Here is a 25,086-nt window from a genome sequence, read left to right on the forward strand (position 1 = left end):
CGAGCCTGTGGCAGGGTGTCAAACAAGCGTTTCATCGGCTTGATGGCCATTTGCTTATTTTGTCAGTGCGTTCTTTTGCGCAATCAGTACAATCGCCCGATTTGCCCCCCGAGAATGGAAGCAGTACGGAGGGGCTGTCGCGAGTAGTCTCATGCTTATCGGTAGCTATTCCCCCACGCTGGTCATCATCTCGCTTTTTGTGGCGATTCTCGCCTCATATACCGCGCTCGACCTGACCGAACGCATCGCCACGGCCAAGGGCCGGGCCGTGCATCTATGGACGGCGGGCGGCGCCTTTGCCATGGGGGTTGGCGTGTGGTCGATGCATTTCATCGGCATGCTCGCGTTCAGATTGCCCATCGACCTCGGTTACGACGTCGGCATCACGTTGCTGTCACTGCTGACTGGCATCTTGTCCTGCGGCTTTGCCCTGTGGCTGGTCAGCCAGCCACAATTGCCAGCCTGGCAATTGGCATTCGGCGCGCTGGTCATGGGTTCCGGGATCAGCGCGATGCACTACACCGGCATGGCCGCCATGCGCATGCAGCCGGGTATCGATTACGATCCGACGCTGTTCGGCGCCTCGCTGCTGATCGCCGTAGTCGCCTCGGGCGCCGCGTTATGGATCGCTTTCCGCCTGCGCCAGCACACGCCTTATGTCGGCCTGATCCGTGGCGGTGCGGCGGTGATCATGGGGTTCGCGATCGTCGGCATGCATTACACCGGCATGGCGGCGGCGCGTTTCCCGGATGGCAGCTTCTGTGGCGCGGCCGTCAGCGGTCTGAACGGCAAGGGCCTGGACAATCTGGTGCTGATCACCACCCTGGCAGTGTTGAGCCTTGCCTTGTTGACTTCGATCCTCGATGCGCGCCTTGAGGCCCGCACCGCAAGCCTTGCCCACTCATTGACCGAGGCCAACCGCGAACTGACTCAACTGGCCTTGCATGACACCCTGACCGGCCTGCCGAATCGCGTGTTGCTGGCTGACCGTATTGATCAGGCGATGTCCATGGTGCAGGAGCAGGGCGGTTGTTTCGCGTTGATGTTCATCGATCTGGACGGTTTCAAACCCGTCAACGATGCCTTCGGTCACCATATGGGCGATCTGTTGTTGCGTGAAGTCGGTCTGCGCTTGCGCGAGGATTTGCGCAGCCATGACACCCTGGCGCGGATCGGCGGTGATGAGTTCGTTTTACTGGTGCAGCTCGGCGAACAGAATGACGCATTGAGCCTGGCAGCCCGCCAGGTCGGGCTGATCGCGCGTTCGTTCCGGGTCGCCGAACATGACTTGCAGATTTCCGCCAGTGTCGGCATCGCGATTTATCCCGGTAACGGTGAAACCGCCGAAGAGTTGCTGATGAACGCCGACGCGGCGATGTATCACGCCAAAGGCGCCGGGAAAAACGGCTATAGCTTCTTCGATGCCTCGATGAACAGCAACGCGCGTAAACAGCTGCAATTGCTGCAGGACTTGCGTATCGCCCTCGATCAGCAGCAATTCAGTCTCTATTACCAACCCAAGTTCGATGCCAACAATGGCCGGCCGGTCGGTGCCGAGGCATTGCTGCGCTGGGAGCATCCGACCCAGGGCATGTTGCTCCCGGACAAGTTCATCGAACTGGCGGAAAAGACCGGGCTGATCATTCCGATTGGCGAATGGGTGCTCAACGAAGCCTGCCGCCAGATGCGCGAGTGGTACGTGCTCGGGTACACCGACTGGCGCATCGCGGTGAACCTTTCAGCCCTGCAGTTCTGCCACGCAGGCCTGGTCCAGAGCGTCGCCAAAGCCTTGGCCACTCACCATTTGCCGGCCAACAGCCTGACCCTCGAGATCACCGAAACTACCGCCATGAGCGATGCCGATGCGAGCATGACGGTGCTTCAGGAACTGTCGACAATGGGTGTCGACCTGTCGATCGACGACTTTGGCACCGGCTATTCGAGCTTGATGTACCTCAAGCGCTTGCCCGCCAACGAACTGAAGATCGATCGTGGTTTTGTCCGCGATCTGGAGCGTGACAGCGATGACGCCGCCATCGTTTCCGCCATCGTTGCCCTCGGCCAGGCACTGGGGTTGCGGATCGTCGCCGAAGGGGTGGAAACCGACTCGCAGCAAGACTTCCTGACGCAACTCGGTTGTGATTCGCTTCAGGGTTACCTGCTCGGGCACCCGCTGCCGGCTGAACGCTTCATGGTGGATATTCTGCGTGCAGAGCAATTGGCGGTGAGTTGAGAACGATGTGATTGATGTGAGCCCATGCAAAAGCCAGCGATGACGGTTATTCTTGGCCCCGACCGCTAACGCTTGGTATGGGGGAAGTTTCGCATGGACAAAGTCATCGTCATCACTGGCGGCAGCCGTGGTATCGGCGCCGCCACAGCCCTGTTGGCCGCCGAACAAGGCTATAAGATCTGCATCAACTACCTGGCCGACGAATCCGCTGCGCAAACGGTGCTGGAGCAAGTCCGCGCCCTCGGCGCCCAAGCCATCGCGGTGCGCGCTGACGTCAGCATCGAAGATGAAGTGATCGCGCTGTTCCATCGCGTGGACACGGAGTTGGGCCGGGTCACGGCACTGGTGAACAACGCCGGCACCGTCGGACAGAAGTCCCGGATCGATGAAATGTCTGAGTTCCGTATTCTCAAGATCCTCAGGACCAACGTCCTGGCGCCGATCCTCTGCTCCAAACACGCGATCCTGCGCATGTCGCCCAAGCATGGCGGGCAGGGTGGCAGCATCGTTAACGTGTCCTCGGTGGCCTCACGCCTGGGCGCGCCCAATGAATACGTCGACTACGCCGCCTCCAAAGGTGCGCTGGATACGTTCACCATCGGCCTGTCCAAGGAAGTGGCTGGCGAAGGCATCCGCGTCAACGCCGTGCGCCCGGGTTACATCTACACCGATTTCCATGCGTTGAGCGGTGACCCGGATCGGGTCAGCAAGCTGGAGTCGGCGATCCCGATGGCTCGGGGCGGGCGTCCGGAAGAAGTGGCTGAGGCGATTGTGTGGTTGCTGTCGGACAAGGCTTCCTATGCGACCGGGACTTTTGTTGACCTCGGCGGCGGGCGTTAATACTTCAGATTTGCACTGTTTGATCTGGCCGCTTCGCGAGCAAGCCCGCTCCCACAGGATTTGTGTCGTTCACAACCTTCTGATCGACACCGTCCATTGTGGGAGCGGGCTTGCTCGCGAAGGCGTCAGTCGTGACGCCACCAAACCCTCAGAACGACCGCACAATCCGCCCCAACGTCTCCATCGCCTTCTCGGCCGTCTCATCCCAGGGGCTACCGTAGTTCAGGCGGATACAATTCCTGAAACGCTGGGTCGGTGAAAAAATCGGCCCGGGCGCAATGCTGATTCCTTGCGCCAACGCCATCTGAAACAACTTCAGCGAATCCATCTGCGGTGGCAATTCCAGCCACAAAAAGTAGCCGCCGGCCGGTTGGCTGACGCGAGTCTGTGCCGGGAAGTAGCGCGCGATGGCGGCGAGCATGGCGCTTTGCTGTTCTTCCAGGGCGTAACGCAGTTTTCGCAGGTGCCGGTCGTAGCCGCCGTGTTGCAGGTAATCGGCGATGGCCGCCTGGGCCGGCATCGACGCACACAGCGACGTCATGAGTTTCAACCGTTCGATCTTCTGCGCATAACGCCCGGCGGCGACCCAGCCGATGCGGTAGCCGGGGGCCAGGCTTTTGGCGAACGAACCGCAGTGCATCACCAGCCCTTCGGTATCAAAAGCCTTGGCCGGTTTCGGCGCCTGTTGGCCGTAATACAGTTCGGCGTAGACGTCGTCTTCGATCAGCGGCACCTGATGGCTGCGCAATAGCTCAACCAGTTCCTGCTTCTTCGCCTCGGGCATCGTCGCGCCCATCGGGTTCTGGAAGCTGGTCATGCACCAGACAGCCTTGATCGGGTGCCGTGCCAGGGTTTGCGCGAGTACGCCAAGGTCGATGCCATCGCGCGGATGCACCGGGATTTCCACGGCTTTGAGCTTGAGCCGCTCGAGGATTTGCAGGCACGCGTAGAACGCCGGGGCTTCGATGGCCACCAGATCGCCGGGCTCGGTGACCGCTTGCAGGCACAGGTTCAGCGCTTCCAGTGCGCCGTTGGTGATCAGCAGTTCTTCCATGGGCAGCATCAACCCGCCGACCATGTAGCGCAGGGCGATTTGTCGACGCAGTTGCGGGTTGCCCGGCGACATGTCGGTGACGACCATGCGCGGGTCCATCTCGCGCGCGGCGCTGGCCAGGGAGCGGGACAGGCGCTGCAGCGGGAACAGGGTCGGGCTGGGGAAGGCTGAGCCGAAGGGCACGGTGTTCGGGTCCTTGATCGAATCGAGGACCGAGAACACCAGTTCGCTGACGTCGACTTCGGTGGACTCGTTGACTTGGCTGCTGATCACCGGCTCCGAGAACGGACTCGGCGCGTGCGCGTTGACGAAGTAGCCGGAACGCGGGCGAGCGCGGATCAGGCCGCGGCGTTCGAGCAGGTAATAGGCCTGAAACACCGTGGACGGGCTGACCCCGTAAGTCTGGCTGGCGTAGCGCACCGATGGCACACGCTGGCCGGGGCCGAGAACGCCGGAGCGGATCAGTTCAGCGATGTCGTCGGCGAATTTTTCGTAGCGTTTCATCTAAGTCCCGCAATCGAATGGGTTCAATTAGCTGTTGTGGCTAGGGGGCCTTGTGGCTAGCAGGCTGTTGTGGCGAGGGGATTTATCCCCGTTCGGTTGCGCAGCAGCCGTAAAATTTTGGGGCCGCTTCGCAGCCCAACGGGAATAAATCCCCTCGCCACAAGAGCCCCCTAGCCACAGGGAGCCTGCTTTCCACAGGGCACCGCAGTCTAAGGGATCAACGATTCATCGGCGCAACAAACCGGCTCTTCGCCACGCTATAAATCCCTGGCTCATCACTGTCGACAATCTTGAAGCTGATCGTCTGCGAACTGCTGCTCGGCCGTTCCGTGGTCATCGCCACCGACACCGGCACATCCACAATCTCGCCCTGCGCCAGGCTCAGTTCGGTCTTGCCTTGCAACTGGAAGCCGTCGCCATCGACCAGCGTCAGACGGTAATCCTGACGTTGCTGGGTCTTGTTGATGACTTTCAGGCTGTAGATGTTTTCGATCTGCCCCTGACTGTTCTCGCGGAACAGGCCACGGTCCTTGCTCACGTCCAGCGAGACCATCGGCCGCTCCACCAGCGCCAGGGCAAGCGCACCGATCATCACCAGCAGGACCGCGGTGTAGCCGATCAATCGCGGCCGCAACCAATGAGTCTTGCCACCCTGCAATTGATGCTCGGAGGTATAGCTGATCAGCCCGCGGGCGTAGCCCATTTTGTCCATGATCGAATCACAGGCGTCGATGCACGCGGCGCAACCGATGCATTCCATCTGCAAACCGTCGCGGATGTCGATGCCGGTCGGGCAGACCTGTACACACACCTGGCAGTCGATGCAATCACCGAGACCGACTTCTGCCGGTGCCACGTCACGTTTGCGCGGGCCACGGTTTTCGCCACGGGCCACGTCGTAGGAGATGGTCAGGGTGTCTTTGTCGAACATCACGCTCTGGAACCGCGCATACGGACACATGTGCATGCACACCGCTTCACGCAGCCAACCGGCGTTGATGTATGTCGCGCCGGTAAAGAACAGCACCCAGAACAGGCTGACGCCGCCCATTTGCAAGGTCAGCAGTTCTTCGGCCAGCGGCCGGATCGGGGTGAAGTAGCCGACAAAGGTCAGGCCGGTCAACAGGCTGATGGCCAGCCACAAGGTGTGCTTGGCCGAGCGCCGGACCAGTTTGTTCAGGCCCCAGGGCGCGGCTTGCAGCTTGATCCGCTGGTTGCGTTCGCCTTCGGTGAGCTTCTCGCACCACATGAAGATCCAGGTCCAGGAGCTCTGTGGGCAGGTGTAACCGCACCACACTCGCCCGGCGAACACGGTGATCGCAAACAGGCCGAACGCGGCAATGATCAGCAGCGCCGACAGCAGGATGAAATCCTGCGGCCAGAAGGTTGCGCCGAAAATATGGAATTTGCTTTCGGAAAGGTCCCAGAGCACCGCCTGGCGGCCGCCCCAGTTCAACCACACCGTGCCGAAGAACAGCAAAAATAGAAACCCCGCGCCGCTCATGCGCAGGGTGCGGAATAAACCGGTGAAGCTGCGGGTGTGGATCAGGTTGTCGCTGGACTTGGCCTTCATCTTTGGACGCGAAGGCTCATAGCTTTGAACGGACGGGGCACTTTCAACAATTCGGACGGGGATTCTATCGCTCATGGTCTTTCGCTCATCAGCCTCCATCAGGCCTGAGCACTATGAGCGGCGATCTGTTTGCATAACAGACTCACCTATTGCAATAAAAAGCGGATCAGATGGCCATTGATCCGCTGCCTGCGACAAGTTGATGCACCCGCTACAGCGGGGCGCAGACACCTATATCAAGCGTCTGCAGGGGTTATTGATCCGGGTCAGTCAAATCACCGAACCACTGTCGGTGGCCTTCAAATGCTTACGCCCGTCGACTGCGCCTGCTACGGTCAATGCGTCGGCTTCTGCTTCGGTAATGTAGAAGCGCTGGCCATTGAGCTCCACCGCCGACATGGCTTTTTCCGAGTCGGTAATGATGGTGACGTCGGGACACAAACGAATTTCTTCGCCGTTCTCGGTAATGAAGAAGCAGGTCTGGCTTTCGATGCGCACAGTCATGAAGGTGTCCTTTTTTCTGCGGGATCTAAAGCGTTAGGGCGCAGCCGAGGATCATCGTTCTGTGCAACCGATTAATGGTCGACGCGGTCCACCCTGAAACGATCCTTCATAAGGACAACACCATGAACGCCTGGTGGCATGAGGTTTGGGTGACCCTGCAAGCGGAGTTCGCCGACGTTGGCGACGCTTCACAACTGACGCGCATTACCGTGCGTTTACTGATTGCTGCGATGTTGGGCGGGATTCTCGGTTTCGAACGCGAGCACAAGGGCAAGGCCGCCGGGGTTCGCACCCACATGCTGGTGGCCCTCGGCGCCGCGCTGTTCGTGCTGGTGCCGCAAATGTCCGGCTCGCAAGCCGATGCCATGAGCCGGGTGATGCAGGGTGTGATCGCCGGGATCGGCTTTCTCGGTGCCGGCACCATCCTGAAAAACCAGGAAGGCGATGAAGGCCATGTGAAAGGCCTGACCACTGCCGCCGGGTTGTGGATGACCGCCGCCATTGGCGTCTCGGCCGGGTTGGGACGAGAAGCGACGGCGGTGCTCAGTACGTTGCTGGCGTTGGCGATATTCAGCGTGATGCCGAGGATTGTGAAATTACTCGATAAAAATCACACGCCGGAAAGGTGGTAGATCAAGCTTTCGTATGATTGGCTCTCCTAGAAGTATTCTCTGGCTGCTGACGCGCAGATGAATGCTTCGTCAAGGCTAGTGGCGCTGTAATGTTTTTTGAATTCATCTCCAGACTGAAAAGGCTTAAACGTACGGTTACTTATCATGTAGAAGCGATCGCAATTAGCGGCGATCTCTTCGATATTATGTGACGAGACTAAGATGGCCACACCTTCTCGTGCAGCACCTCTCAGGCACTTCCATATATAGTGACGAAACTCTGCGTCAACTCCTGCGCTTGGTTCGTCCAAGATAACCAGGTCTGCATTTAGAGCAAGCAAAGTCAACGTGAAGAACCACCGCTTTTCACCATAACTGCAGATCGAAGATTTCTTGTTCCATATTTCAGTGTAACGCTCGATAATCTCAGGGCTCCACGCTTGAAGTTTCTCAAGTGCTTTCTGTTGGCTCAGCGTTTCTGACGAGCATAGGAGGGTGGTCATTCTGAAAATATCAAACATACGCAGAGAATGTGGAGTGCTGAGGGATTGAGATAAATACACCTGGTTTTTGAATGTGTTAACTATTTCGGTTTTTTTTATGTTTGTTAGTCCGCACAGAATATCAAAAAAAGTGGTTTTCCCACTGCCGTTTGGGCCGAGCAGCCCTGTGATGGAACCTGAATGCACGGCAATTGAAGCATTGGCGAATATGGGGTTCTTCATGTAGCTGAAGGAAAGGTTAGTAACCGTTAGTGAGTTCATTAATATCTACTCCATACTGGATTTATTCTCAAGAGACGTAGAGTTGATAGTAGAGTGCTTAAAAATAATATAACTATTATAAATGTCAGTGCTCTGTTATTCGTCATTCCTTGTAAGATGATATCGTTTGCCATGGCTAAAGGGTTTGTACTTCGGATGATGCTTGAGACTTCCGACGAGGAACTAGCCCCATAGATCCCAAGAATTAGCATCGAGAATGAAGCGATTGAATAAAAAGTATTTGCATTTTGGAATGTGATGGGTGGCAGTGTTAATAAAAGCCCTGGTATGCTGAATAGAAGAAAGCAAAGATAGAATCTGCCAGCAATAATAAATATCTCTTCAATAGATAATGATCCAAACGCAGGTCGTGTCAGGCAGTAAAACGCCATGCAATAAAGTATCGATATGAGAGAGTACGCAAAAAACTGTCCTAGCAGGAACACAATTCGTGCTTCAAACTTGTATATGAACGATCTAATAAATCCACTTTCCCTTCGGCCAATTATATAAAATGAGAATCCGAAAAAAGCTACACTTGAGGAAATATAAGCATAAAACCAAGATGTGGCTGCAATGTAATCAGAGCTGTATGGTGGTGTGTTTCCTCTAGAGTAGTTTAGTAGATAAAATAATGCGGCAGGAGATAAAATGGTCCAAAAAAAAGCAGTTGGCTCCTTGATTTGTTCTTTTATGAAAATAAAGCTAAGCTCAATCGCGCGTTTAACTTTGTTGTCTGACATGATTTGTTCTCTTCAGGGAAATGGAACCATGAATTTTTTACGGGTGTCATCGACTTCATGGAAGAATGAATCTGAGTAGCGGTTACGAATATTTATATTTTGTGAGCTGTTCATGTGTAAAAACAAATCGGGCGATAAGTACTTGCTAGCAAAATAGTTGGAGTTTTCAATTGCTATAGGTTTTATATAGATAAAGCCATTAATACCTTGGGTTTCGAGCGTTTTTAACAGGCCGGGAGCATCAAAACGTTCTTTGTGATGTGGCACCTTCTCATGAGATTGTAGTGTTGTGGTTATCTCTTGGTAGGTTCGATAATTATTGCAGCTTAGAAAATATTTTAGATAGGGATCTTCAATTTCTTTGTGCTCGCTATTGGTGGCGCAGAATAAATCTATAAATCGAAATGTTTGCCATAGCTCACGAATCGATTTGTCCAGCGCCTCTTCAAAACTGGCCGTATATGCCATTCCCGCGCAGTATTTGACATGCCTATTGTCGGCTGCGCTTCCATAAACGATGAGCACGCAAGCGCCAGGGAACCGCGGGTCAGAAATATCGATAACGGTCGTATCCCCAGCCAGTGCGAGATGCTGATACAGCTTCGCTGAGTGTGCATTATTTAATTTGGCGATCGCTATATTTATAGGGACTATTGTTCGGCATTTCTTTGTAAGCCAGAATTTTGTCAGGAATTGCCTTTCAAGTTGCTCCTTTAACGAACCAAATATGGCGATCATGGGATCCCAGTGGAAGCTGCAACCACATGTATCTCGTAAAGGGTATATTGTGCTGTCATTTTCAATTTTATGCCTACTCAACGATATACAGGCAGTTGGCACATGGCACTGTGAAAGATCGCTAGCTCGGTAAACTTCAGATAATTGGAATTTATGGTTCCAGATATCATCCAGTAATTTATTTCCTTCACATGTTTGGTGGAGCGCCTTGCAAAAGTCTTTGCTTTCTGCTTCGGACATAGAAAAACCAAGATTGCCGGTCTTGTCAGGCATGACTTCCATATAAAAATGTCGTCTTTCAAAATATTCGCCTAACGCGGCTCGTATCGCTTCGGATCCGGCGCCAATGCCCGACCCACCGTTCCCCCATGAATCATCAGTTTCTGCTGACATTGGCATAGAAGTCAGACACGATGGCTGATATATAATCGAGTTCGGTAGCGATGAATAATTATTTTGATTGTAAATGTTCATTCTGTTTGACCTACAAAATGTACGCATAGAGGAAGAAAGACCGCTGGATTCAATCCAATTGCTTTGCATACCATCGTATCTGTGTAAGCCGACCATAGACGGCTTCGTAATTTAAGTTTTTTTGCCTGTAACTCTATCAACATATACATTGATCCTGCCTCCATGAGAGCTAAACGGTATCCGCGATATCTATACTTAAACATTGTCTTTGGCAGATAGGCGGCGTAGATAATTGCAACGCTAGGCGAACCAATATTGCCCGGAGCTGAAAGAATTGCGGAACGTAGTTCTTTTGTACATGCCGTATCCTGCATAATTTCGAATTTTGCAGATTGAGGCAACAAATGCAGAATTTTTTCTGGACATGGCCAGGTTGACTCATCATCCATTAACGAGCAAACAAATACTTCTATTGGATAAAGGGCTCCGCCACTTGGGTATCCTCGTTTATAGTTGTTTATATTTTTTGCGGTTAGCGGATTTACTAGTTTTTCTATTGTGCTGAAATCTATATTTTGGTTGATGAATGACTCGCACGAATCATTTCGATATAAGCAGCCAGATTCTTCGGTTGTTTTCAAAGGCAGGCTTATATCTAAGTCTGGATAAAGCTTGAGTTCATTTCCTGTCAGTGCAGTCAGATATTTGGCATCAATGAAATGCAGAGCGGTTGAGTTTTTGAAAGCCTCGTGAATTATATAGTTTCCTTTGTTGTGAAAGTCCAAGACTTGCTCGTGGACAACAGAATCCAGAAACCTAAGGTAATAGTCATGCGGGATGTTCTTCATGTGCTGACCCTTAAACAGTCACACATGCACCAGTGTGAAATTGATGATTCTGATACATTTCCATTGCTAAGAGATAGGGTGGTTTCCTGAAGTATGTTGTCTTGGAATCGGCAGATTCCATTTGAACCCGTTATGAGTTTTACTTTTTGTACAATTGCGCCAATAATCAAACATTTCTGGTATAAGGAATAGTGTGGTGTCGGAATGGGTATATGTTTACTTCGGCAAAAGTTCAAAAGGCTCGACCAAGTATTTTTGCTTGGTTTGTACGTCTCATGATTAATCAACCTGTCTATCGAGCAGAAATGACAAGGGTTTCCTATTTTCGGAAAGTAAGGTTGACCTATTACATAGCTGTCTCCATTCGAATAGCAGATGCTAACTGCGCTTTCAGGGTGATTGGATGTGATCTGGAAATAGATTTTCTTTAAGTCGTTATACTCGTAATTTTTACAAGCCAGTATAATATAGCTGCAAGAATCTACAGTTATTCTCTGTGCCAATTCAGATATTTTGCAGACACTTGTCGAACTGGGCAGTTCATCCAGCAAGAGCGATTCAAATTGTGCGGTGTCATCCCAGTCATGAGCTACTATGATTGTTTTAAAATAAAAAGCATCTTTCTCTGTTTGTATGTCGATGATGCCTTCAAGGGATTGGTATGCTTCTTCTTGATCTAGGTTGTATTCGCTGAATAAGCCAAAAAGCTCATTGTCAGTTATGCTGCTTCGATTGTTTAGCCTTCTAATTACCTCTAGTAGTGAAGGTGACTTTACGCGCGACACACCTTTTTGAGAAATGACGACGCTATCACTGTTGAAATTCAGTAGATTGTAGTTTTGTATGCTGAGCTTCATGGCTTTCCCTGTCGAGGTCTTTCCATATGAGGGCGGAAAGACCTCGCCTCCCTTTAATGTAAAGTCTTATTGTTTGGAGCGCTCATTTTCGCCGCCGGAAGTAACGGCATTGCCGCCGGAAGTAACGGCATTGCCGCCGGAACCGCCAGATCCTCCGCTTCCCCCCTTACAACCACCCCCACCCCCACACCCCCCACTTCCTCCGCACCCACCTGCGCTACCGGATCCCCCAGCAATGTGCGAGAACGAATCCCCACCAAACTCTTTTTTGAAGCTGAAGATTGTCTCGGTCAAGTTTCCATTTTGCATTTTCAAACTCCTTTTCGGAAAGAAGTCACTGTTTAGTAAGTGACGAGCAATTTCTAACTCGTTGAGTGGCGTGTTGCAAATTTGAATGTTTTTCATTGTAGGAAGCTTCATACAAGCTTGGGTAAGAAGTCTTTCGTGATAGGTGACGTATTGCACGAGCGTCAACTTGGTGATTAAACAGTCTTGTTGTTTGGAAAAATACGAGGAAACTCTGACGGTTGCAGCCTATTTTTTTTATGATGCGGGTTTGCGTAAAGGATTATCAATAAAGAATAGTCTGAGGACGCATGTAGTGCGTTTCCTGAACGTCTGTGGGCATTGTTTTGATATTTCAGTTTGACAGTGTTAGGTATTCCGACGAACGGTACATGCTTGTTGGATGTACTTCGCAGACTGATTCCAAGCCCGTGCATCTTGGCCAATAGATTAGCTTCGAGATCGTTATTACGAGTCTTCATAAACGGCGCCGAGACGTCGGTTCCTTCCTACGGCGCAGTTAATAATCTCTCCCTAAGATTCTGGCGCAACAGTTACCGGTGGCATGGTTTCAGGCGGATCTTCCCGCGCAGGCGGGGTCGTGCCCGGCGGCTCCTGCTCGGGTTCCGGAGCAGGCTCGGTCGGCGGAATGGTCGGGCTGTCGATGTTTGGATCAGGCGTTTCGGCCGGGATCGGAATGCTCATAAATTCAACCTCCAGTGGCACATGGCGTAAGTCGTGCTTAAGTGTGTTGACCACTGCGTAAAGGAATTGATTCCTTCGAAGGCTTGGGCAAATCCTCGTGAACTTTTACCGGCGCCTGTCGCTCGGAACCTAAGTGAGTTCATTCCGGGGCGGACGATCCTGCGGGATGGCTATCCTGTTACAAGCCACAGACACAAGAGCGTCCATGGGGCGTAAAGGAGAGATGCTCGATGACTGCTGAAAAACCGACAGAGCTGAACTACAACCCTCATATGCCGCTGTCGCAGGCTTTACTGCTGCCGCGGATCGCCATCGAAAACACCATGCCGACCCTCGATGGCGGACAGTTCGCCGTCAAAGCCGTGATGGGTCAGGACGTGGTGGTGACCAGCAAAGTGTTTGCCGACGGTCACGACAAATTGGCCGTGCGAGTGCGCTGGCACGCCGAGGGTGAGGAAACCTGGCAAAGCGAAGTCATGGCCGAGCTGGGCAATAACGGTTGGCAGGGCCAGTTCCGGGTCGCGCGTCAGGGCCGTTATGTGTTTTGCATCGAAGCCTGGATCGATCAGTTCGCCAGCTTCTGTTACGAGCTGGAGAAAAAACATGCCGCCAGGGTGCCGATCAGCCTGGAGTTGCAGGAGGGGCGAACGCTGGTCCAGCAAGCCGCCGAACGCACCGAAGGACAGCTGAGCGAGCAACTGACGGCGTTGCACCATGAATTGTCGGGGTTGCTCGAAATCGAGCAGGTCGAGCTGTTTCTGCACCAGCGTAGCGCTGAGCTGATGACGCAGGCCGATCATCGTGCCTATTTGAGCCTCAGCCCTGAGTACCCGGTCGACGTCGAACGGGACCTGGCGCAGTTCGCCAGTTGGTATGAATTGTTTCCGCGTTCGATCACTGACGATCCGGCCCGTCATGGCACCTTCAACGATGTGCATTCGCGGCTGCCGATGATTCAGGACATGGGCTTCGATGTGCTGTACTTCCCGCCGATCCACCCGATTGGTCTCAGCTACCGCAAAGGCCCGAACAATTCCCTGACCGCCGGCCCGGACGATCCGGGCAGTCCGTATGCCATTGGCAGCGAAGAGGGTGGGCATGAAGCCATTCATTCGCAGCTGGGCACGCGCGAAGACTTCCGGCGTCTTGTCGCGGCGGCTGCAGACCATGGGCTGGAAATCGCCCTCGATTTTGCGATTCAGTGTTCTCAGGATCACCCGTGGCTGCAACAGCATCCGGGCTGGTTCAACTGGCGCCCAGACGGCACGATCAAATACGCCGAGAACCCGCCGAAGAAATACCAGGACATCGTCAACGTCGATTTCTATGCCACCGATGCGATCCCGAGTTTGTGGGTCGAGTTGCGCGACATCGTGGTGGGTTGGGTCGAGGAGGGCGTGAAGCTGTTCCGCGTCGACAACCCTCACACCAAACCGCTGCCGTTCTGGCAGTGGCTGATTGCGGATGTGCGGGCGCTGTACCCCGAGGTGATCTTCCTGGCCGAAGCCTTTACCACCCCGGCAATGATGGCGCGGTTGGGCAAGGTCGGTTACTCCCAGAGCTACACCTACTTCACCTGGCGCAACAACAAGTCCGAGCTGGCCACTTACTTCACCGAACTCAATGAGTCACCGTGGCGCGAATGCTTCCGACCGAACTTCTTCGTCAACACACCGGACATCAACCCGGCGTTTTTGCATGAGTCGGGGCGCGCCGGTTTTCTGATCCGCGCGGCACTGGCCACCATGGGCTCTGGTCTGTGGGGCATGTATTCAGGCTTCGAACTGTGCGAAGCGGCACCGGTGCCGGGCAAGGAGGAATACCTCAATTCCGAGAAGTACGAAATCCGCCCACGGGACTTCAACGCGCCGGGCAACATCATTGCCGAGATCGCCCAGCTCAACCGCATCCGCCGGCAGAACCCGGCGCTGCAGACGCATCTGGGCCTGAAGGTCTACAACGCCTGGAACGACAACATTCTGTATTTCGGCAAACGCAGCGCCGATGGCAGCAATTTCATTCTGGTGGCCGTCAGCCTTGATCCGCATAACGTCCAGGAAGCGAACTTCGAATTGCCGCTGTGGGAAATGGGCTTGCCCGACGACGCCAGCACCCAGGGCGAAGACTTGATGAACGGTCATCGCTGGACCTGGTACGGCAAGTACCAATTCATGCGGATCGACCCGGCGCATCAACCGTTCGGGATATGGCGGATCACAACCTCTTGACTTGTGGCGAGAGGACTTCTGTGGTGAGAGGGCTTCTGTGGCGAGGGGATTTATCCCCGTTGGGTCGCGAAGCGGCCCCCAATCCGCCCAGACACCGCATCAACAAGATTGAAAGTATGCGACTGCTTCGCAGCCGAACGGGGATAAATCCCCTCGCCACAAAAGCCCCCTTCACCACACGTAGGCGTTCGGCTCAAGGGCTTCACTGAATTCAACAGGAGTTTCAAATGGCGAAGAAACCCAAGGCAGCCACCTTTATCAAAGACCCGCTCTGGTACAAGGATGCGGTGATCTACCAGGTTCACGTTAAGTCTTTTTTCGACTCCAACAATGACGGGATCGGCGACTTTCCCGGTCTTATCGCCAAACTCGATTACATTGCCGATCTGGGCGTCAACACCATCTGGCTGTTGCCGTTCTATCCCTCGCCACGGCGTGATGACGGCTACGACATTGCCGAATACCGTGGCGTGCATTCCGACTACGGCACCATGGCCGACGCCAAGCGGTTCATCTCGGAAGCCCACAAACGTGGCCTGCGGGTGATTACCGAACTGGTCATCAACCACACCTCGGACCAGCACGCCTGGTTTCAGCGTGCGCGCAAGGCCAAGAAAGGCTCGGCGGCACGGGATTTCTACGTCTGGTCGGATGACGATCATAAGTACGACGGCACCCGCATCATCTTTCTCGACACCGAAAAGTCCAACTGGACCTGGGACCCGGTGGCCGGCCAGTACTTCTGGCACCGGTTCTATTCCCACCAGCCAGACCTGAACTTCGATAACCCGCAAGTCATGAAAGCCGTGCTGTCGGTGATGCGCTACTGGCTGGACATGGGCATCGACGGTCTGCGTCTGGACGCGATCCCGTACCTGATCGAACGCGACGGCACCAACAACGAAAACCTGCCCGAGACCCACGACGTCCTCAAGCAGATCCGTGCCGAAATCGACGCCAATTACCCGGACCGCATGTTGCTGGCCGAGGCCAACCAATGGCCGGAAGACACGCAACTGTACTTCGGCGACACCGACGCCAAAGGCCTGAACGGTGACGAATGCCACATGGCGTTCCACTTCCCGCTGATGCCGCGCATGTACATGGCGCTGGCCCAGGAGGACCGTTTCCCGATCACCGATATCCTGCGTCAGACCCCGGAGATCCCGGCTAACTGTCAGTGGGCGATTTTCCTGCGCAACCACGATGAGCTGACCCTGGAAATGGTCACCGACAAGGAGCGCGATTATCTGTGGAATTACTACGCAGCCGACCGTCGAGCGCGGATCAACCTGGGGATTCGCCGCCGCCTGGCGCCGTTGATGGAACGCGACCGTCGTCGTGTGGAGTTGCTGAACAGTTTGCTGCTATCGATGCCCGGCACGCCGACCCTGTATTACGGCGATGAAATCGGCATGGGCGACAACATCTACCTCGGCGACCGTGACGGCGTGCGCACGCCGATGCAGTGGTCGATTGACCGTAACGGCGGTTTCTCCCGCGCCGACCCGGCCAGCCTGGTGCTGCCACCGATCATGGACCCGCAATACGGTTACCTGTCGGTCAATGTTGAAACCCAGGCCGGCGATCCGCATTCGTTGCTCAACTGGACTCGGCGCATGCTCGCCGTGCGCAAGCAGTCCAAGGCCTTCGGTCGCGGCACCCTGAAAATGCTTTCGCCGACTAACCGGAGGATCCTGGCCTACACCCGGGAATTCACCGGGCCGGATGGTAAGTACGAAATCATTCTGTGCGTGGCCAACGTATCGCGCAGTGCGCAAGCGGCGGAGCTGGATTTATCCGCTTATGCCGGCATGGTGCCGGTGGAAATGCTTGGCGGTAACGCCTTCCCGCCGATCGGCCAGTTGAATTTCCTTCTGACCCTGGCGCCTTACGGCTTCTACTGGTTCGGCCTGGCAGCAGAAAACCAGATGCCAAGCTGGCACGTGGAACCGGCGCAAAGCCTGCCGGACTTCACCACGCTGGTGCTGAAGAAACGCATGGAAGAACTGCTCGAAGCACCGTCCCGCGGCACGCTGGAGCAGGGCATCTTGCCGAACTGGCTACAGAACCGCCGCTGGTTTGCCGGTAAGGACGCAGCCATCGAACAGGTCAACATCGCTTATGGCGTGCGCTTCGGCGATCCGCTGCACCCCGTGTTGTTGAGTGAAATCGACGTCACCAGTGGCGGCCAGACCAGCCGCTATCAGTTGCCGTTCGGTTTTATCTCTGAAGATCAGGTGGGCGCCGCGTTGCCTCAGCAACTGGCCTTGTCTCGGGTCCGGCGCGTGCGTCAGGTCGGCTTGATCACTGATGCCTTCAGCCTCGATACCTTTGTGCATGCGGTGTTGCAGGGCATGCAAAGTAATACCGTAGTGCCATCCAGTGCGGGCGATATCTGCTTTGAGCCGACGTGGGAACTGGCGAAACTCGGCCTGACCGGGGAATCGGAAGTGCGTTACCTGTCCACCGAGCAGTCCAACAGTTCGGTGGTGATCGGCAACAGCCTGGTGCTGAAACTGATCCGCAAGGTCGCGTCCGGCGTGCACCCGGAGCTGGAAATGAGCGCGTTCCTGACTCACGCCGGTTTCCGCAATATCTCGCCGCTAATCGGTTCGGTGGTTCGCCGTGATCCGGCGGGCGAGGAAACGTTGCTGATGATTGCCCAAGGCTACTTGAGCAATCAGGGCGACGCCTGGGAATGGACCCAGAACAACCTTGAAAGGGCGCTGCGCGACGAGCTGGCCGACGCCATGTCCGAGCAGGAGCAACACTACAACGCCTTGGGTGAGCTCAGAGACTTCGCCGGCATGCTCGGTCAGCGTCTGGGTGAAATGCATCAGGTGCTGGCGGCGCCCAGCGACAACCCGGACTTCGCCCCGAAGGTCACCACCCAGAAAGAAGCCCTGGCCTGTGCCAAGGACGTGGCGGCGCAACTGGAGCACGCGCTGAAGTTGCTCAAACAGCATCAAAGCGAATTGAACCCGGCAGACAAAGCCTTGGTCACTCGTTTACTGGACAACAAAAAAGACATCCTCAGCCATGTTCAGGAGCTGGGCAAAAAAGCCGTTGGGGGGCTGCGCATTCGCGTCCATGGCGACTTGCACCTGGGCCAGGTGCTGGTGATCAAGGGCGACGCCTACCTGATCGACTTCGAAGGCGAGCCGGCGCGGCCGTTGCACGAACGACGGGGCAAACACAGCCCGTACAAAGACGTCAGTGGCGTATTGCGCTCCTTTGACTACGCTGCGGCGATGGCGATCAATGTGCACAACGTCGACAACACGGCCGATGCCAAAGCCGCTCGTCAACGTGTCGCCGATCGCTATTTGAATGAAGCAAGACACGCATTTGTCGACGCTTATCGGCTGGCGGCAGCTAGTCTTGCTCATGCATGGCAAGATCCGGAAGGCGAGGACGCCGCGTTGGCGTTGTTCGGCCTGGAGAAGGCAGCGTATGAAGTGGCCTACGAGGCAGAAAATCGCCCCACATGGTTGCCCGTGCCGTTGCACGGCTTGTATGGGTTATTGAGTGGGCTTAAACCCTTTTCCGATCTTGGTGGAGAGTAGTCATGAGTTTCTCGAACAAGGAACAGGGTCACGCTAAAGAAGCGTTGCTGCCCAGATCGCGGGACATCGACGCACTGGTACGCGCCGAACATCACGACCCCTTTGCAATTCTTGGCCCCCACGGCGATGGTGTCGGCGGGCAATTCATTCGAGCCTATTTGCCGGACGCCTTGAGCGTGCAGGTACTGGCCAAGGACTCCGGGGAAGAACTCGGCAACCTTGAGGCCACCCAGACGCCGGGCCTGTTCGTCGGGCACTTCGATCGGGCGCAGCCGTATCTGCTGCGAACCCGCTGGGCCGGCGGCGAACAGGTTTGCGAAGACCCTTACAGCTTTGGCCCGTTGCTTGGCGAGATGGACTTGTACCTGTTCGCCGAAGGTAATCACCGCGATCTCAGCGCTTGCCTGGGCGCGCAGCTGAAAACGGTCGACGGTGTCGATGGCGTGCGTTTCGCCGTGTGGGCACCGAACGCCAGAAGGGTGTCGGTGGTGGGTGACTTCAACAACTGGGACGGTCGCCGGCACCCGATGCGCCTGCGTCATCCTACCGGCGTATGGGAAATTTTCGTCCCGCGCATGCAAGCGGGGGAAACGTACAAATACGAAATCCTCGGTAGCCACGGCATTCTGCCACTCAAGGCCGACCCGATGGCGCTGGCCACTTCGCTGCCGCCGGACACCGCGTCAAAAGTCGCTTCACCGCTGAACATCGATTGGCAGGACCACGAGTGGATGCAATCCCGGGGCGACCGTCATCGGGTGAGTGCGCCGCTGTCGATCTACGAATTGCATGCCGGGTCCTGGCAATGTGAGCTGGATGATCTGGGCGAAGTTGCGCGCCTGTACACCTGGCATGAGTTGGCCGAGCGGCTGATTCCTTACGTGAAGGAACTGGGTTTTACCCACATCGAGCTGATGCCGATCATGGAGCACCCGTTCGGCGGCTCCTGGGGCTATCAGCTGCTGTCGCAATTCGCCCCGAGCGCCCGCTACGGCTCGCCGGATGACTTCGCCGCGTTCGTCAATGCCTGCCACCAGGCCGATATCGGCGTGATCCTCGATTGGGTGCCGGCCCATTTCCCGACCGATACTCACGGTCTGGCGCAATTCGACGGCACTGCGCTGTACGAATACGGCAACCCGCAAGAAGGCTTCCATCAGGACTGGGACACGCTGATCTACAACCTGGGTCGCACCGAAGTGCACGGCTACATGCTGGCCTCGGCGCTGCACTGGCTCAAACATTTTCACGTCGACGGCCTGCGGGTCGATGCCGTGGCCTCGATGCTGTATCGCGATTACTCGCGCAAGGCCGGCGAATGGGTGCCAAACCGTCACGGCGGTCGGGAAAACCTCGAAGCCATCGACTTCCTGCGCCATCTCAATGACGTGGTCGACCTCGAAGCCCCCGGTGCGCTGGTGATTGCCGAAGAGTCCACCGCATGGCCGGGTGTCAGCCAGGGCACGCAACAGGGCGGACTGGGCTTCGACTACAAGTGGAACATGGGCTGGATGCACGATTCGCTGCACTACATCCAGCAGGACCCGGTGTACCGCGCCCATCACCACAACGAGCTGAGTTTTGGCCTGGTGTATGCCTGGTCCGAGCGCTTTATCCTGCCGATTTCCCACGACGAGGTGGTACACGGCAAACACTCGCTGATCGACAAGATGCCGGGCGATCGCTGGCAGAAATTCGCCAACCTGCGCGCCTACCTCAGTTTCATGTGGGCACATCCGGGCAAGAAGCTGTTGTTCATGGGCTGCGAGTTTGGTCAGTGGCGTGAGTGGAACCACGATCAGCAACTCGACTGGTACTTGCTGCAGTACTCGGAACACAAAGGTGTGCAGAAACTCGTCGGCGATCTTAATCGGCTGTATCGCGAGGAACCGGCGCTGCATGATCAGGACGACGCGCCGCAAGGCTTCCAGTGGTTGATTGGTGATGATGCCATCAACAGCGTTTACGCCTTCATGCGCTGGAGCAGGGAGGGGCGGCCGGTGTTGGTGGTGGCTAACTTCACCCCGGTGCCGCGTGAGGGTTATCGCATTGGCGTACCGTTTGCCGGGCGTTGGACCGAGGTGATCAACAGCGATGCGGCCACTTACGCCGGTTCGAACTATGGCAACAGCGGCGGGGCGTTTACCGAGGATGAGCCGAGCCATGGCCAGGCACTCTCGTTGGTATTGAACCTGCCGCCGCTGGCGGTGTTGATGCTGCGTCCGGAGGGTTGATCTAAAACCGAGTCGCTCCCTTCGCGAGCAAGCCCGCTCCCACATTGGTTTTGTGTACGACATCAATCCAATGTGGGAGCGGGCTTGCTCGCGAAGGCGTCAGCCCGAACAATCAATTTCTTGAACTGAAACACTCACCACCGCATCCGCACACCCAAACTCCCAATCAACCCGTTCAAATCATTGCCATCCACATCACTGCTGTAGTCGGCGCTGACGTAAAGACTCACGGTGGGCGTCACTCTGGCCACCAGGCCCAAACCCACTTCGACGGTCGATGAGTAGCGGCTGCTGCTGATCTTCTCGACCTGATCGAGGTTCACGGTATCGCTGGTGTACACCGTATGCCACACGTTGGTTCGCACATAGGGTTCGACCCCCAGGCCGTTGATGTCGTAACTACCTTTCAACCGCGCACCGACCCGGCCGCTCCAGGACGTCAGATCGCCGGACGAGGCATTGCCTGAGCCGGCATACGGGGTGTCCAGGGTAATGCGTTGATTGATTAATTGCGCCTGGGGTTCAACGACCCAGTTATCGCTCAGACCAATGGGGAAACCACCTTCCACCGACAGCGTCACCGCGTTGCCCTCGGTCGCCAGTCGGGCGCCCTGATCATTGCGGGTATAGCCGTTGACCCGGCCGCCGCTGGCCGTCAAGTCCACGTGCCAGCCTTGGGGCCCGGTCAAACTCCAGTAAGCGCCGAGGCTCTGGCCTTCGAGGTTGAGAGTGTCGTGGCTGGGGTCAGCAAGGGCGCGACCGGTCAGCAGTCCGTTGCTATTGCTTTGTAACTGAGTCATGCCGCCGACCAGCCCGAGCCGTTGGATATGACCGCTATCGCTTTGCAGCGTCAGGATCGCCGGACCTTTGAATTCGCTGCTGCCAGGGACAGCAAACCCCTGAGCCAGAACATCGGTTTGCGCCTGCCGCGAAGCCAGTCCATACATCTGATCCCAGGCCGAAGGTGTAGCGCCCTCGATGGTCAGGTGTGAACTTCGTGTATCGGAGGCGGCGCTGAAGTGGCCGGAGTAGGGGTCGGTCAAAGTGACGGAGGGTAAGGTCATGACCGGAACATCCTGACGGTACCAAGGCGTGGTTTCATTCTCTGCCGGCCCTGCCAGTACTTCCATGGACGAGCACAGAAGAAGTGAGCTCGAGACAGTGCAAAAAGTTACTTTGATCTCTTGTTGGGTGAATGAAGTTTTCATGGAGGTCTGCCTTGCAATCGCATGCGGTATCTCGCTCTGGCGTCTCTCTCCTACCCGAATGAGGGGCGACCGAATGTATTGGGGCAAGCCTCTGGCCGCCCGATTTTGCGGGTGTCTTGGGGTTTGCCCCTGGTGTATTTCCGGGGGTAGTAACGTGTAGCTAAGAAGACCCTTGACATCGCGTCAAGAAAATGGCCGATAAATGGTAGCTGTATTTTAGAGCTTGCAAGTGATTGATTTTTGCCGCACATCTAAGTTCTTGTTTGTTCGGAAAATCGTCAAAAAAGCCGCGTCCCAGAGCACTTTTGATAGTGGGCTACCGGTCTACCAACTCACTCTTACACCGAAATTTGCAGCCGTTGCGCGCAGCTGATTACTGTCGATATTGCGGGTGTAGTCGACTCCGCCATACACGCTCACGGTTTTCGCGAGGCTAAGCACAACCCCGACTCCGAGGTCGACCGATGAAGATTTTTGCTGGGTATCTATCCGGTCCGCGCCGTCGAAGGTTACCGAGTCGGTACCGGAAAGGGTGTGCCACAGATTGGCTCGTACATAAGGTTCCAGTGGTCGTCCACTGACTTGGTAGCGGCCTTTGAGTCGAGCGCCGAGGCGACCGGTCCAGGCACCGTCGGAGTCGAATGAGACGTGAGAAATTCCGTCGTCCTGGCTGTCCAGCGAGACTTTTTGATGGATGACCTGCACCTGGGGTTCAACCACCCAGTTACCCGTCACTTGAAGCGGATAGCCGGTTTCCGCCGAAACAGTCAAGGCGTGGCCTCGGTTATCCAGTTTGAGGCCGCGTTCGGAGTGGCTGTCACCGTCGAGCCGGGTGCCCATGATGACGGTGTCGACGTACCAGCCCTTGGGGTCGGTCAACGTCCAGTACACGCCATAACTGTCGCCCTCAAGTTCAACTTTGCCAGCGCGCTTGCCTTCAAAACCTTGGTTGAAACCGTCGACATCGCCCTGCAAACGCGTATGCCCGACAAAAAAACCAGTACGCTGGGTCTGTCCATTGGAAGTCTGTGAGCTGTACACATCGTTACCCACCTGGAAACCGCTGAGCGAACCGTCGAGCCTTGGCGTTACGGTGCCGACCCAGGTCTGATCGACGTTCTTGCCGTAGACCCGACCCCAGCCAGCGCCAAAGGCCCCGGATTCGTTGAGCAGGTGCTGATCGCCTTGGCGATCATGGAAAGTGCCGAGTGCATTCAGGGTCAGTTGCGCGGCAGCGGGTGGTAGTACCGACCAGGTCGGAACCTCGGGGCGGTACAGCGCAATCGGTGCCGCGCCCGGTACGGCTGCCGGTAAAACCGGGAGCGGTGGACTGCCGGCGGGAGCGAGTGCGGCCACCGGCGTTGCGGTAACCGGGACGACAATCGGTGGCAAGGCCGGATCCGGGTTTGGGAGGGTGACGGTGGCGGGGGCCACAACGGCAGAGCGCAAATACCAGCTGTTTTCGCTGCCTGCGGTAACGCCACCCTTGAACAGGTAGTAATCGAAGGCACCCGCAGAGACCGGACCTTTGAGCGCAAACGCATCGGGGGCGCTGACAGCAGTGCCTTGAGCCTGCACCAACTCAATACCGTTCTGTCGCGTCAACCCGCCGGTTCCGCTCAGATTGGTGACCGTGATCAATGTGCCGCCGGTCAACGTCCCATCGTTTACCACCAGTTTGTCGCTGGGGGCGTTGTCGTCTCCCACCACGCTTTGCAACAGCAACTGGCCGCCGTTACCCGCGTAATTGCCTTGCACGGTCAGGGTGTCATTGGTGCGGGTATTACCGCTGCTGAGGTCGATCCGCCCGGCGTTGTTCAAGGTTGCACGCTGGCCGGCGGTGAATGGCGTGATGCTGCCCTGGCTTGACGTCAGCGTGCTGCTGCCATCGATATTGAACACACCGGTGCCGCTGGCTCCGTCACCCACTACAAAATTGCCGGCCAGATCGAACTGTGAACCATTGTTCAGGTTGACCGTTTCCCAGTTGATGTACCGGGCAGCGCCCGATGAAGTGGTGTGATCGAAGGTCAGCAGGTCTGTGCCGTTTCCACCGTCGATGCTCGGGGTGAGGACAAGGGTGCTTTCGCCGAGATTGCCCAAGGTGGCGCTGTCGTTGCCAACGCCCATAAGGATGGCCGAGCGGATGATGCCGCCACCGTTCCACAGCAACGTGTCGTTGCCGGCACTGGCGCGGACCTCGCCGACGATTTCGCCACCCGTCACCGTGATGCTGTCGTTGCCACCGCTGACACTGACGTTGCCGCCAATTCGCCCGGCGGACACGATGATGGTATCGGTGCCGAAACCGGTCACCAGGTTGCCGAGGATCTGCCCGCCGGACATGTTGAAAGTGTTGTCGTCGAGTTTCATGTCGACGCGACCGATCGTGCCACCCGTCATCTGCGCAAAGTCACCATCTTCAAAGCCACCGACAATCGTGCCGCCGGTCATCAGGAATTGGTCGAAACCATCGCCCTGCGCCAGGGACTGAATACTCCCGCCATTCATGATGAAGGTGTCGATGCCGCTGTGCTGATGGACTTCGCCGGTAATCTGCCCGTTGTCGATTCGCAGAATATTGGCACCGTCGCCCTGATCGAGTACGCCCACGATGGTGCCTGAACCCATGAACACCCGGTCGACACCCGCGCCGAAGGTTACGTTGCCATTGATGGTGCCGGTGCCATTGGCGGGAAAGGTCAGGGTGTTGTTGCCCGATAAGTCGGTCCGTGGGCCACTGCTGGCGCTGTCGCACACGTAGTTGTCGTTGCCGGCGGTCGGTATGAGCGTACAGGCCGCCTGGGCGGTCTGGGACCCGCCGATACATAGCCAGAGAGAAACGGCGTAGGCTGAGTAACGGTACTTGGGCAGTTCTGTCGAAAATATCATGCTCGTCTCCACGCATCGATCGACGCCCGATACCTTCACTCGTCATGAGTGAAAAAGTTTCAGACGTCCTTGGCAGCGCGAATGGCGAGACGACATCGGTAATACAAGTCCCCGAACTGGAAAACCTTCGGCAACGTTGGCTGCTACGGTTGTATGTCCGTACATGCAGCGGGTACGGGCATGCGCACCGTAACAACAGCGGGTGAAAGGCGCTACTGTCATAAATAACAGGTAGGGCAGCAAATTTGCTATCCGGGTCTGGTATTCAACGAAGCTAATGGG

Annotated in this window: 17 protein-coding genes; 6 read left to right on the forward strand and 11 right to left on the reverse strand. The window is 56.0% G+C overall.

What is annotated here, in order from left to right; all coding sequences use genetic code 11:
• Nucleotides 1–151 precede the first annotated feature (151 nt).
• Together KW848_RS00300 and KW848_RS00305 are read left to right on the forward strand one after the other, a co-directional pair.
• Nucleotides 152–2,233: a bifunctional diguanylate cyclase/phosphodiesterase gene (locus KW848_RS00300; protein WP_218534652.1), complete on the forward strand. Its 2,082-nt coding sequence runs from the start codon at nt 152–154 to the stop codon at nt 2,231–2,233.
• 93 nt (nt 2,234–2,326) lie between these two features.
• Entirely contained in the window at nt 2,327–3,073 is a 747-nt protein-coding gene (locus tag KW848_RS00305; RefSeq protein ID WP_218534653.1) for an SDR family oxidoreductase, read from the forward strand.
• 148 nt (nt 3,074–3,221) lie between these two features.
• On the opposite strand, the gene mapR is transcribed toward KW848_RS00305, so the two are convergent.
• The 3 genes from mapR to KW848_RS00320 form a co-directional block, all read right to left on the reverse strand.
• Nucleotides 3,222–4,631 carry a GntR family transcriptional regulator MpaR gene (mapR, locus tag KW848_RS00310; RefSeq protein ID WP_076031034.1) on the reverse strand — a complete coding sequence of 470 codons (1,410 nt, stop codon included), beginning with the start codon at nt 4,629–4,631 and terminating at the stop codon, nt 3,222–3,224.
• A 217-nt stretch (nt 4,632–4,848) separates the two neighbouring features.
• Nucleotides 4,849–6,279 carry a cytochrome c oxidase accessory protein CcoG gene (gene ccoG / locus KW848_RS00315; protein WP_218534654.1) on the reverse strand — a complete coding sequence of 477 codons (1,431 nt, stop codon included), beginning with the start codon at nt 6,277–6,279 and terminating at the stop codon, nt 4,849–4,851.
• A 195-nt stretch (nt 6,280–6,474) separates the two neighbouring features.
• Complete coding sequence (locus KW848_RS00320; protein ID WP_218534655.1) at nt 6,475–6,708, reverse strand: DUF3203 family protein; 234 nt, start codon at nt 6,706–6,708, stop codon at nt 6,475–6,477.
• A gap of 122 nt (nt 6,709–6,830) precedes the next feature.
• Here KW848_RS00320 and KW848_RS00325 point away from each other — a divergent pair, with 122 nt between their 5' ends.
• Nucleotides 6,831–7,340 (forward strand): MgtC/SapB family protein, encoded by a 510-nt coding sequence (locus KW848_RS00325; protein ID WP_218534656.1) that lies wholly within the window; start codon nt 6,831–6,833, stop codon nt 7,338–7,340.
• Nucleotides 7,341–7,366: 26 nt separating this feature from the next.
• Here KW848_RS00325 and KW848_RS00330 read toward each other — a convergent pair whose 3' ends face one another.
• The 6 genes from KW848_RS00330 to KW848_RS00355 all read right to left on the reverse strand — a co-directional run bounded on the left by KW848_RS00330 (nt 7,367) and on the right by KW848_RS00355 (nt 12,673).
• Nucleotides 7,367–8,083: an AAA family ATPase gene (locus KW848_RS00330; RefSeq protein WP_218534657.1), complete on the reverse strand. Its 717-nt coding sequence runs from the start codon at nt 8,081–8,083 to the stop codon at nt 7,367–7,369.
• Nucleotides 8,084–8,838: 755 nt separating this feature from the next.
• Entirely contained in the window at nt 8,839–10,038 is a 1,200-nt protein-coding gene (locus KW848_RS00335) for a YcaO-like family protein (protein WP_218534658.1), read from the reverse strand.
• Nucleotides 10,035–10,826: a SagB/ThcOx family dehydrogenase gene (locus tag KW848_RS00340; protein WP_218534659.1), complete on the reverse strand. Its 792-nt coding sequence runs from the start codon at nt 10,824–10,826 to the stop codon at nt 10,035–10,037. The genes KW848_RS00335 and KW848_RS00340 overlap by 4 nt, the downstream gene beginning before the upstream one ends.
• Nucleotides 10,823–11,683: an McbB family protein gene (locus KW848_RS00345; protein ID WP_218534660.1), complete on the reverse strand. Its 861-nt coding sequence runs from the start codon at nt 11,681–11,683 to the stop codon at nt 10,823–10,825. The genes KW848_RS00340 and KW848_RS00345 overlap by 4 nt, the downstream gene beginning before the upstream one ends.
• A gap of 66 nt (nt 11,684–11,749) precedes the next feature.
• Nucleotides 11,750–12,088: a hypothetical protein gene (locus KW848_RS00350; protein ID WP_218534661.1), complete on the reverse strand. Its 339-nt coding sequence runs from the start codon at nt 12,086–12,088 to the stop codon at nt 11,750–11,752.
• 414 nt (nt 12,089–12,502) lie between these two features.
• Entirely contained in the window at nt 12,503–12,673 is a 171-nt protein-coding gene (locus KW848_RS00355) for a hypothetical protein (RefSeq protein ID WP_218534662.1), read from the reverse strand.
• A 230-nt stretch (nt 12,674–12,903) separates the two neighbouring features.
• On the opposite strand from KW848_RS00355, the gene KW848_RS00360 reads away from it, so the two are divergent.
• The 3 genes from KW848_RS00360 to glgB all read left to right on the forward strand — a co-directional run bounded on the left by KW848_RS00360 (nt 12,904) and on the right by glgB (nt 20,704).
• Nucleotides 12,904–14,901 carry an alpha-1,4-glucan--maltose-1-phosphate maltosyltransferase gene (locus KW848_RS00360; protein ID WP_218534663.1) on the forward strand — a complete coding sequence of 666 codons (1,998 nt, stop codon included), beginning with the start codon at nt 12,904–12,906 and terminating at the stop codon, nt 14,899–14,901.
• Between the two features lie 227 nt (nt 14,902–15,128).
• The gene (gene treS, locus KW848_RS00365; protein WP_218534664.1) at nt 15,129–18,470 is read left to right on the forward strand and encodes a maltose alpha-D-glucosyltransferase; all 3,342 of its coding nucleotides are present in this window, start codon (nt 15,129–15,131) and stop codon (nt 18,468–18,470) included.
• A 2-nt stretch (nt 18,471–18,472) separates the two neighbouring features.
• A complete protein-coding gene (gene glgB, locus KW848_RS00370; protein WP_218534665.1) occupies nt 18,473–20,704 on the forward strand; it encodes a 1,4-alpha-glucan branching protein GlgB in 2,232 nt (743 codons plus the stop codon).
• Between the two features lie 134 nt (nt 20,705–20,838).
• Here glgB and KW848_RS00375 read toward each other — a convergent pair whose 3' ends face one another.
• Nucleotides 20,839–21,912, reverse strand: a complete 1,074-nt coding sequence (locus tag KW848_RS00375; protein WP_218534666.1) for an autotransporter outer membrane beta-barrel domain-containing protein — start codon at nt 21,910–21,912, stop codon at nt 20,839–20,841.
• A gap of 324 nt (nt 21,913–22,236) precedes the next feature.
• Nucleotides 22,237–24,804, reverse strand: a complete 2,568-nt coding sequence (locus tag KW848_RS00380; RefSeq protein ID WP_218534667.1) for an autotransporter outer membrane beta-barrel domain-containing protein — start codon at nt 24,802–24,804, stop codon at nt 22,237–22,239.
• Nucleotides 24,805–25,086 lie beyond the last annotated feature (282 nt).

Source organism: Pseudomonas sp. PDM25 (assembly GCF_019219045.1).
Classification (GTDB): Bacteria; Pseudomonadota; Gammaproteobacteria; order Pseudomonadales; family Pseudomonadaceae; genus Aquipseudomonas.

What these genes read in the sequence shown, in the direction of transcription:
- ccoG (WP_218534654.1), bottom strand. Translation starts at nt 6,279, where the DNA reads ATGAGCGATAGAATCCCCGTCCGAATTGTTGAAAGTGCCCCGTCCGTT.
- KW848_RS00325 (WP_218534656.1), top strand. Translation starts at nt 6,831, where the DNA reads ATGAACGCCTGGTGGCATGAGGTTTGGGTGACCCTGCAAGCGGAGTTC.
- KW848_RS00375 (WP_218534666.1), bottom strand. Translation starts at nt 21,912, where the DNA reads ATGAAAACTTCATTCACCCAACAAGAGATCAAAGTAACTTTTTGCACT.
- KW848_RS00335 (WP_218534658.1), bottom strand. Translation starts at nt 10,038, where the DNA reads ATGAACATTTACAATCAAAATAATTATTCATCGCTACCGAACTCGATT.
- KW848_RS00330 (WP_218534657.1), bottom strand. Translation starts at nt 8,083, where the DNA reads ATGAACTCACTAACGGTTACTAACCTTTCCTTCAGCTACATGAAGAAC.
- KW848_RS00300 (WP_218534652.1), top strand. Translation starts at nt 152, where the DNA reads ATGCTTATCGGTAGCTATTCCCCCACGCTGGTCATCATCTCGCTTTTT.
- KW848_RS00305 (WP_218534653.1), top strand. Translation starts at nt 2,327, where the DNA reads ATGGACAAAGTCATCGTCATCACTGGCGGCAGCCGTGGTATCGGCGCC.
- KW848_RS00350 (WP_218534661.1), bottom strand. Translation starts at nt 12,088, where the DNA reads ATGAAAAACATTCAAATTTGCAACACGCCACTCAACGAGTTAGAAATT.
- treS (WP_218534664.1), top strand. Translation starts at nt 15,129, where the DNA reads ATGGCGAAGAAACCCAAGGCAGCCACCTTTATCAAAGACCCGCTCTGG.
- KW848_RS00320 (WP_218534655.1), bottom strand. Translation starts at nt 6,708, where the DNA reads ATGACTGTGCGCATCGAAAGCCAGACCTGCTTCTTCATTACCGAGAAC.
- KW848_RS00360 (WP_218534663.1), top strand. Translation starts at nt 12,904, where the DNA reads ATGACTGCTGAAAAACCGACAGAGCTGAACTACAACCCTCATATGCCG.
- KW848_RS00355 (WP_218534662.1), bottom strand. Translation starts at nt 12,673, where the DNA reads ATGAGCATTCCGATCCCGGCCGAAACGCCTGATCCAAACATCGACAGC.
- KW848_RS00345 (WP_218534660.1), bottom strand. Translation starts at nt 11,683, where the DNA reads ATGAAGCTCAGCATACAAAACTACAATCTACTGAATTTCAACAGTGAT.
- mapR (WP_076031034.1), bottom strand. Translation starts at nt 4,631, where the DNA reads ATGAAACGCTACGAAAAATTCGCCGACGACATCGCTGAACTGATCCGC.
- KW848_RS00340 (WP_218534659.1), bottom strand. Translation starts at nt 10,826, where the DNA reads ATGAAGAACATCCCGCATGACTATTACCTTAGGTTTCTGGATTCTGTT.
- glgB (WP_218534665.1), top strand. Translation starts at nt 18,473, where the DNA reads ATGAGTTTCTCGAACAAGGAACAGGGTCACGCTAAAGAAGCGTTGCTG.
- KW848_RS00380 (WP_218534667.1), bottom strand. Translation starts at nt 24,804, where the DNA reads ATGATATTTTCGACAGAACTGCCCAAGTACCGTTACTCAGCCTACGCC.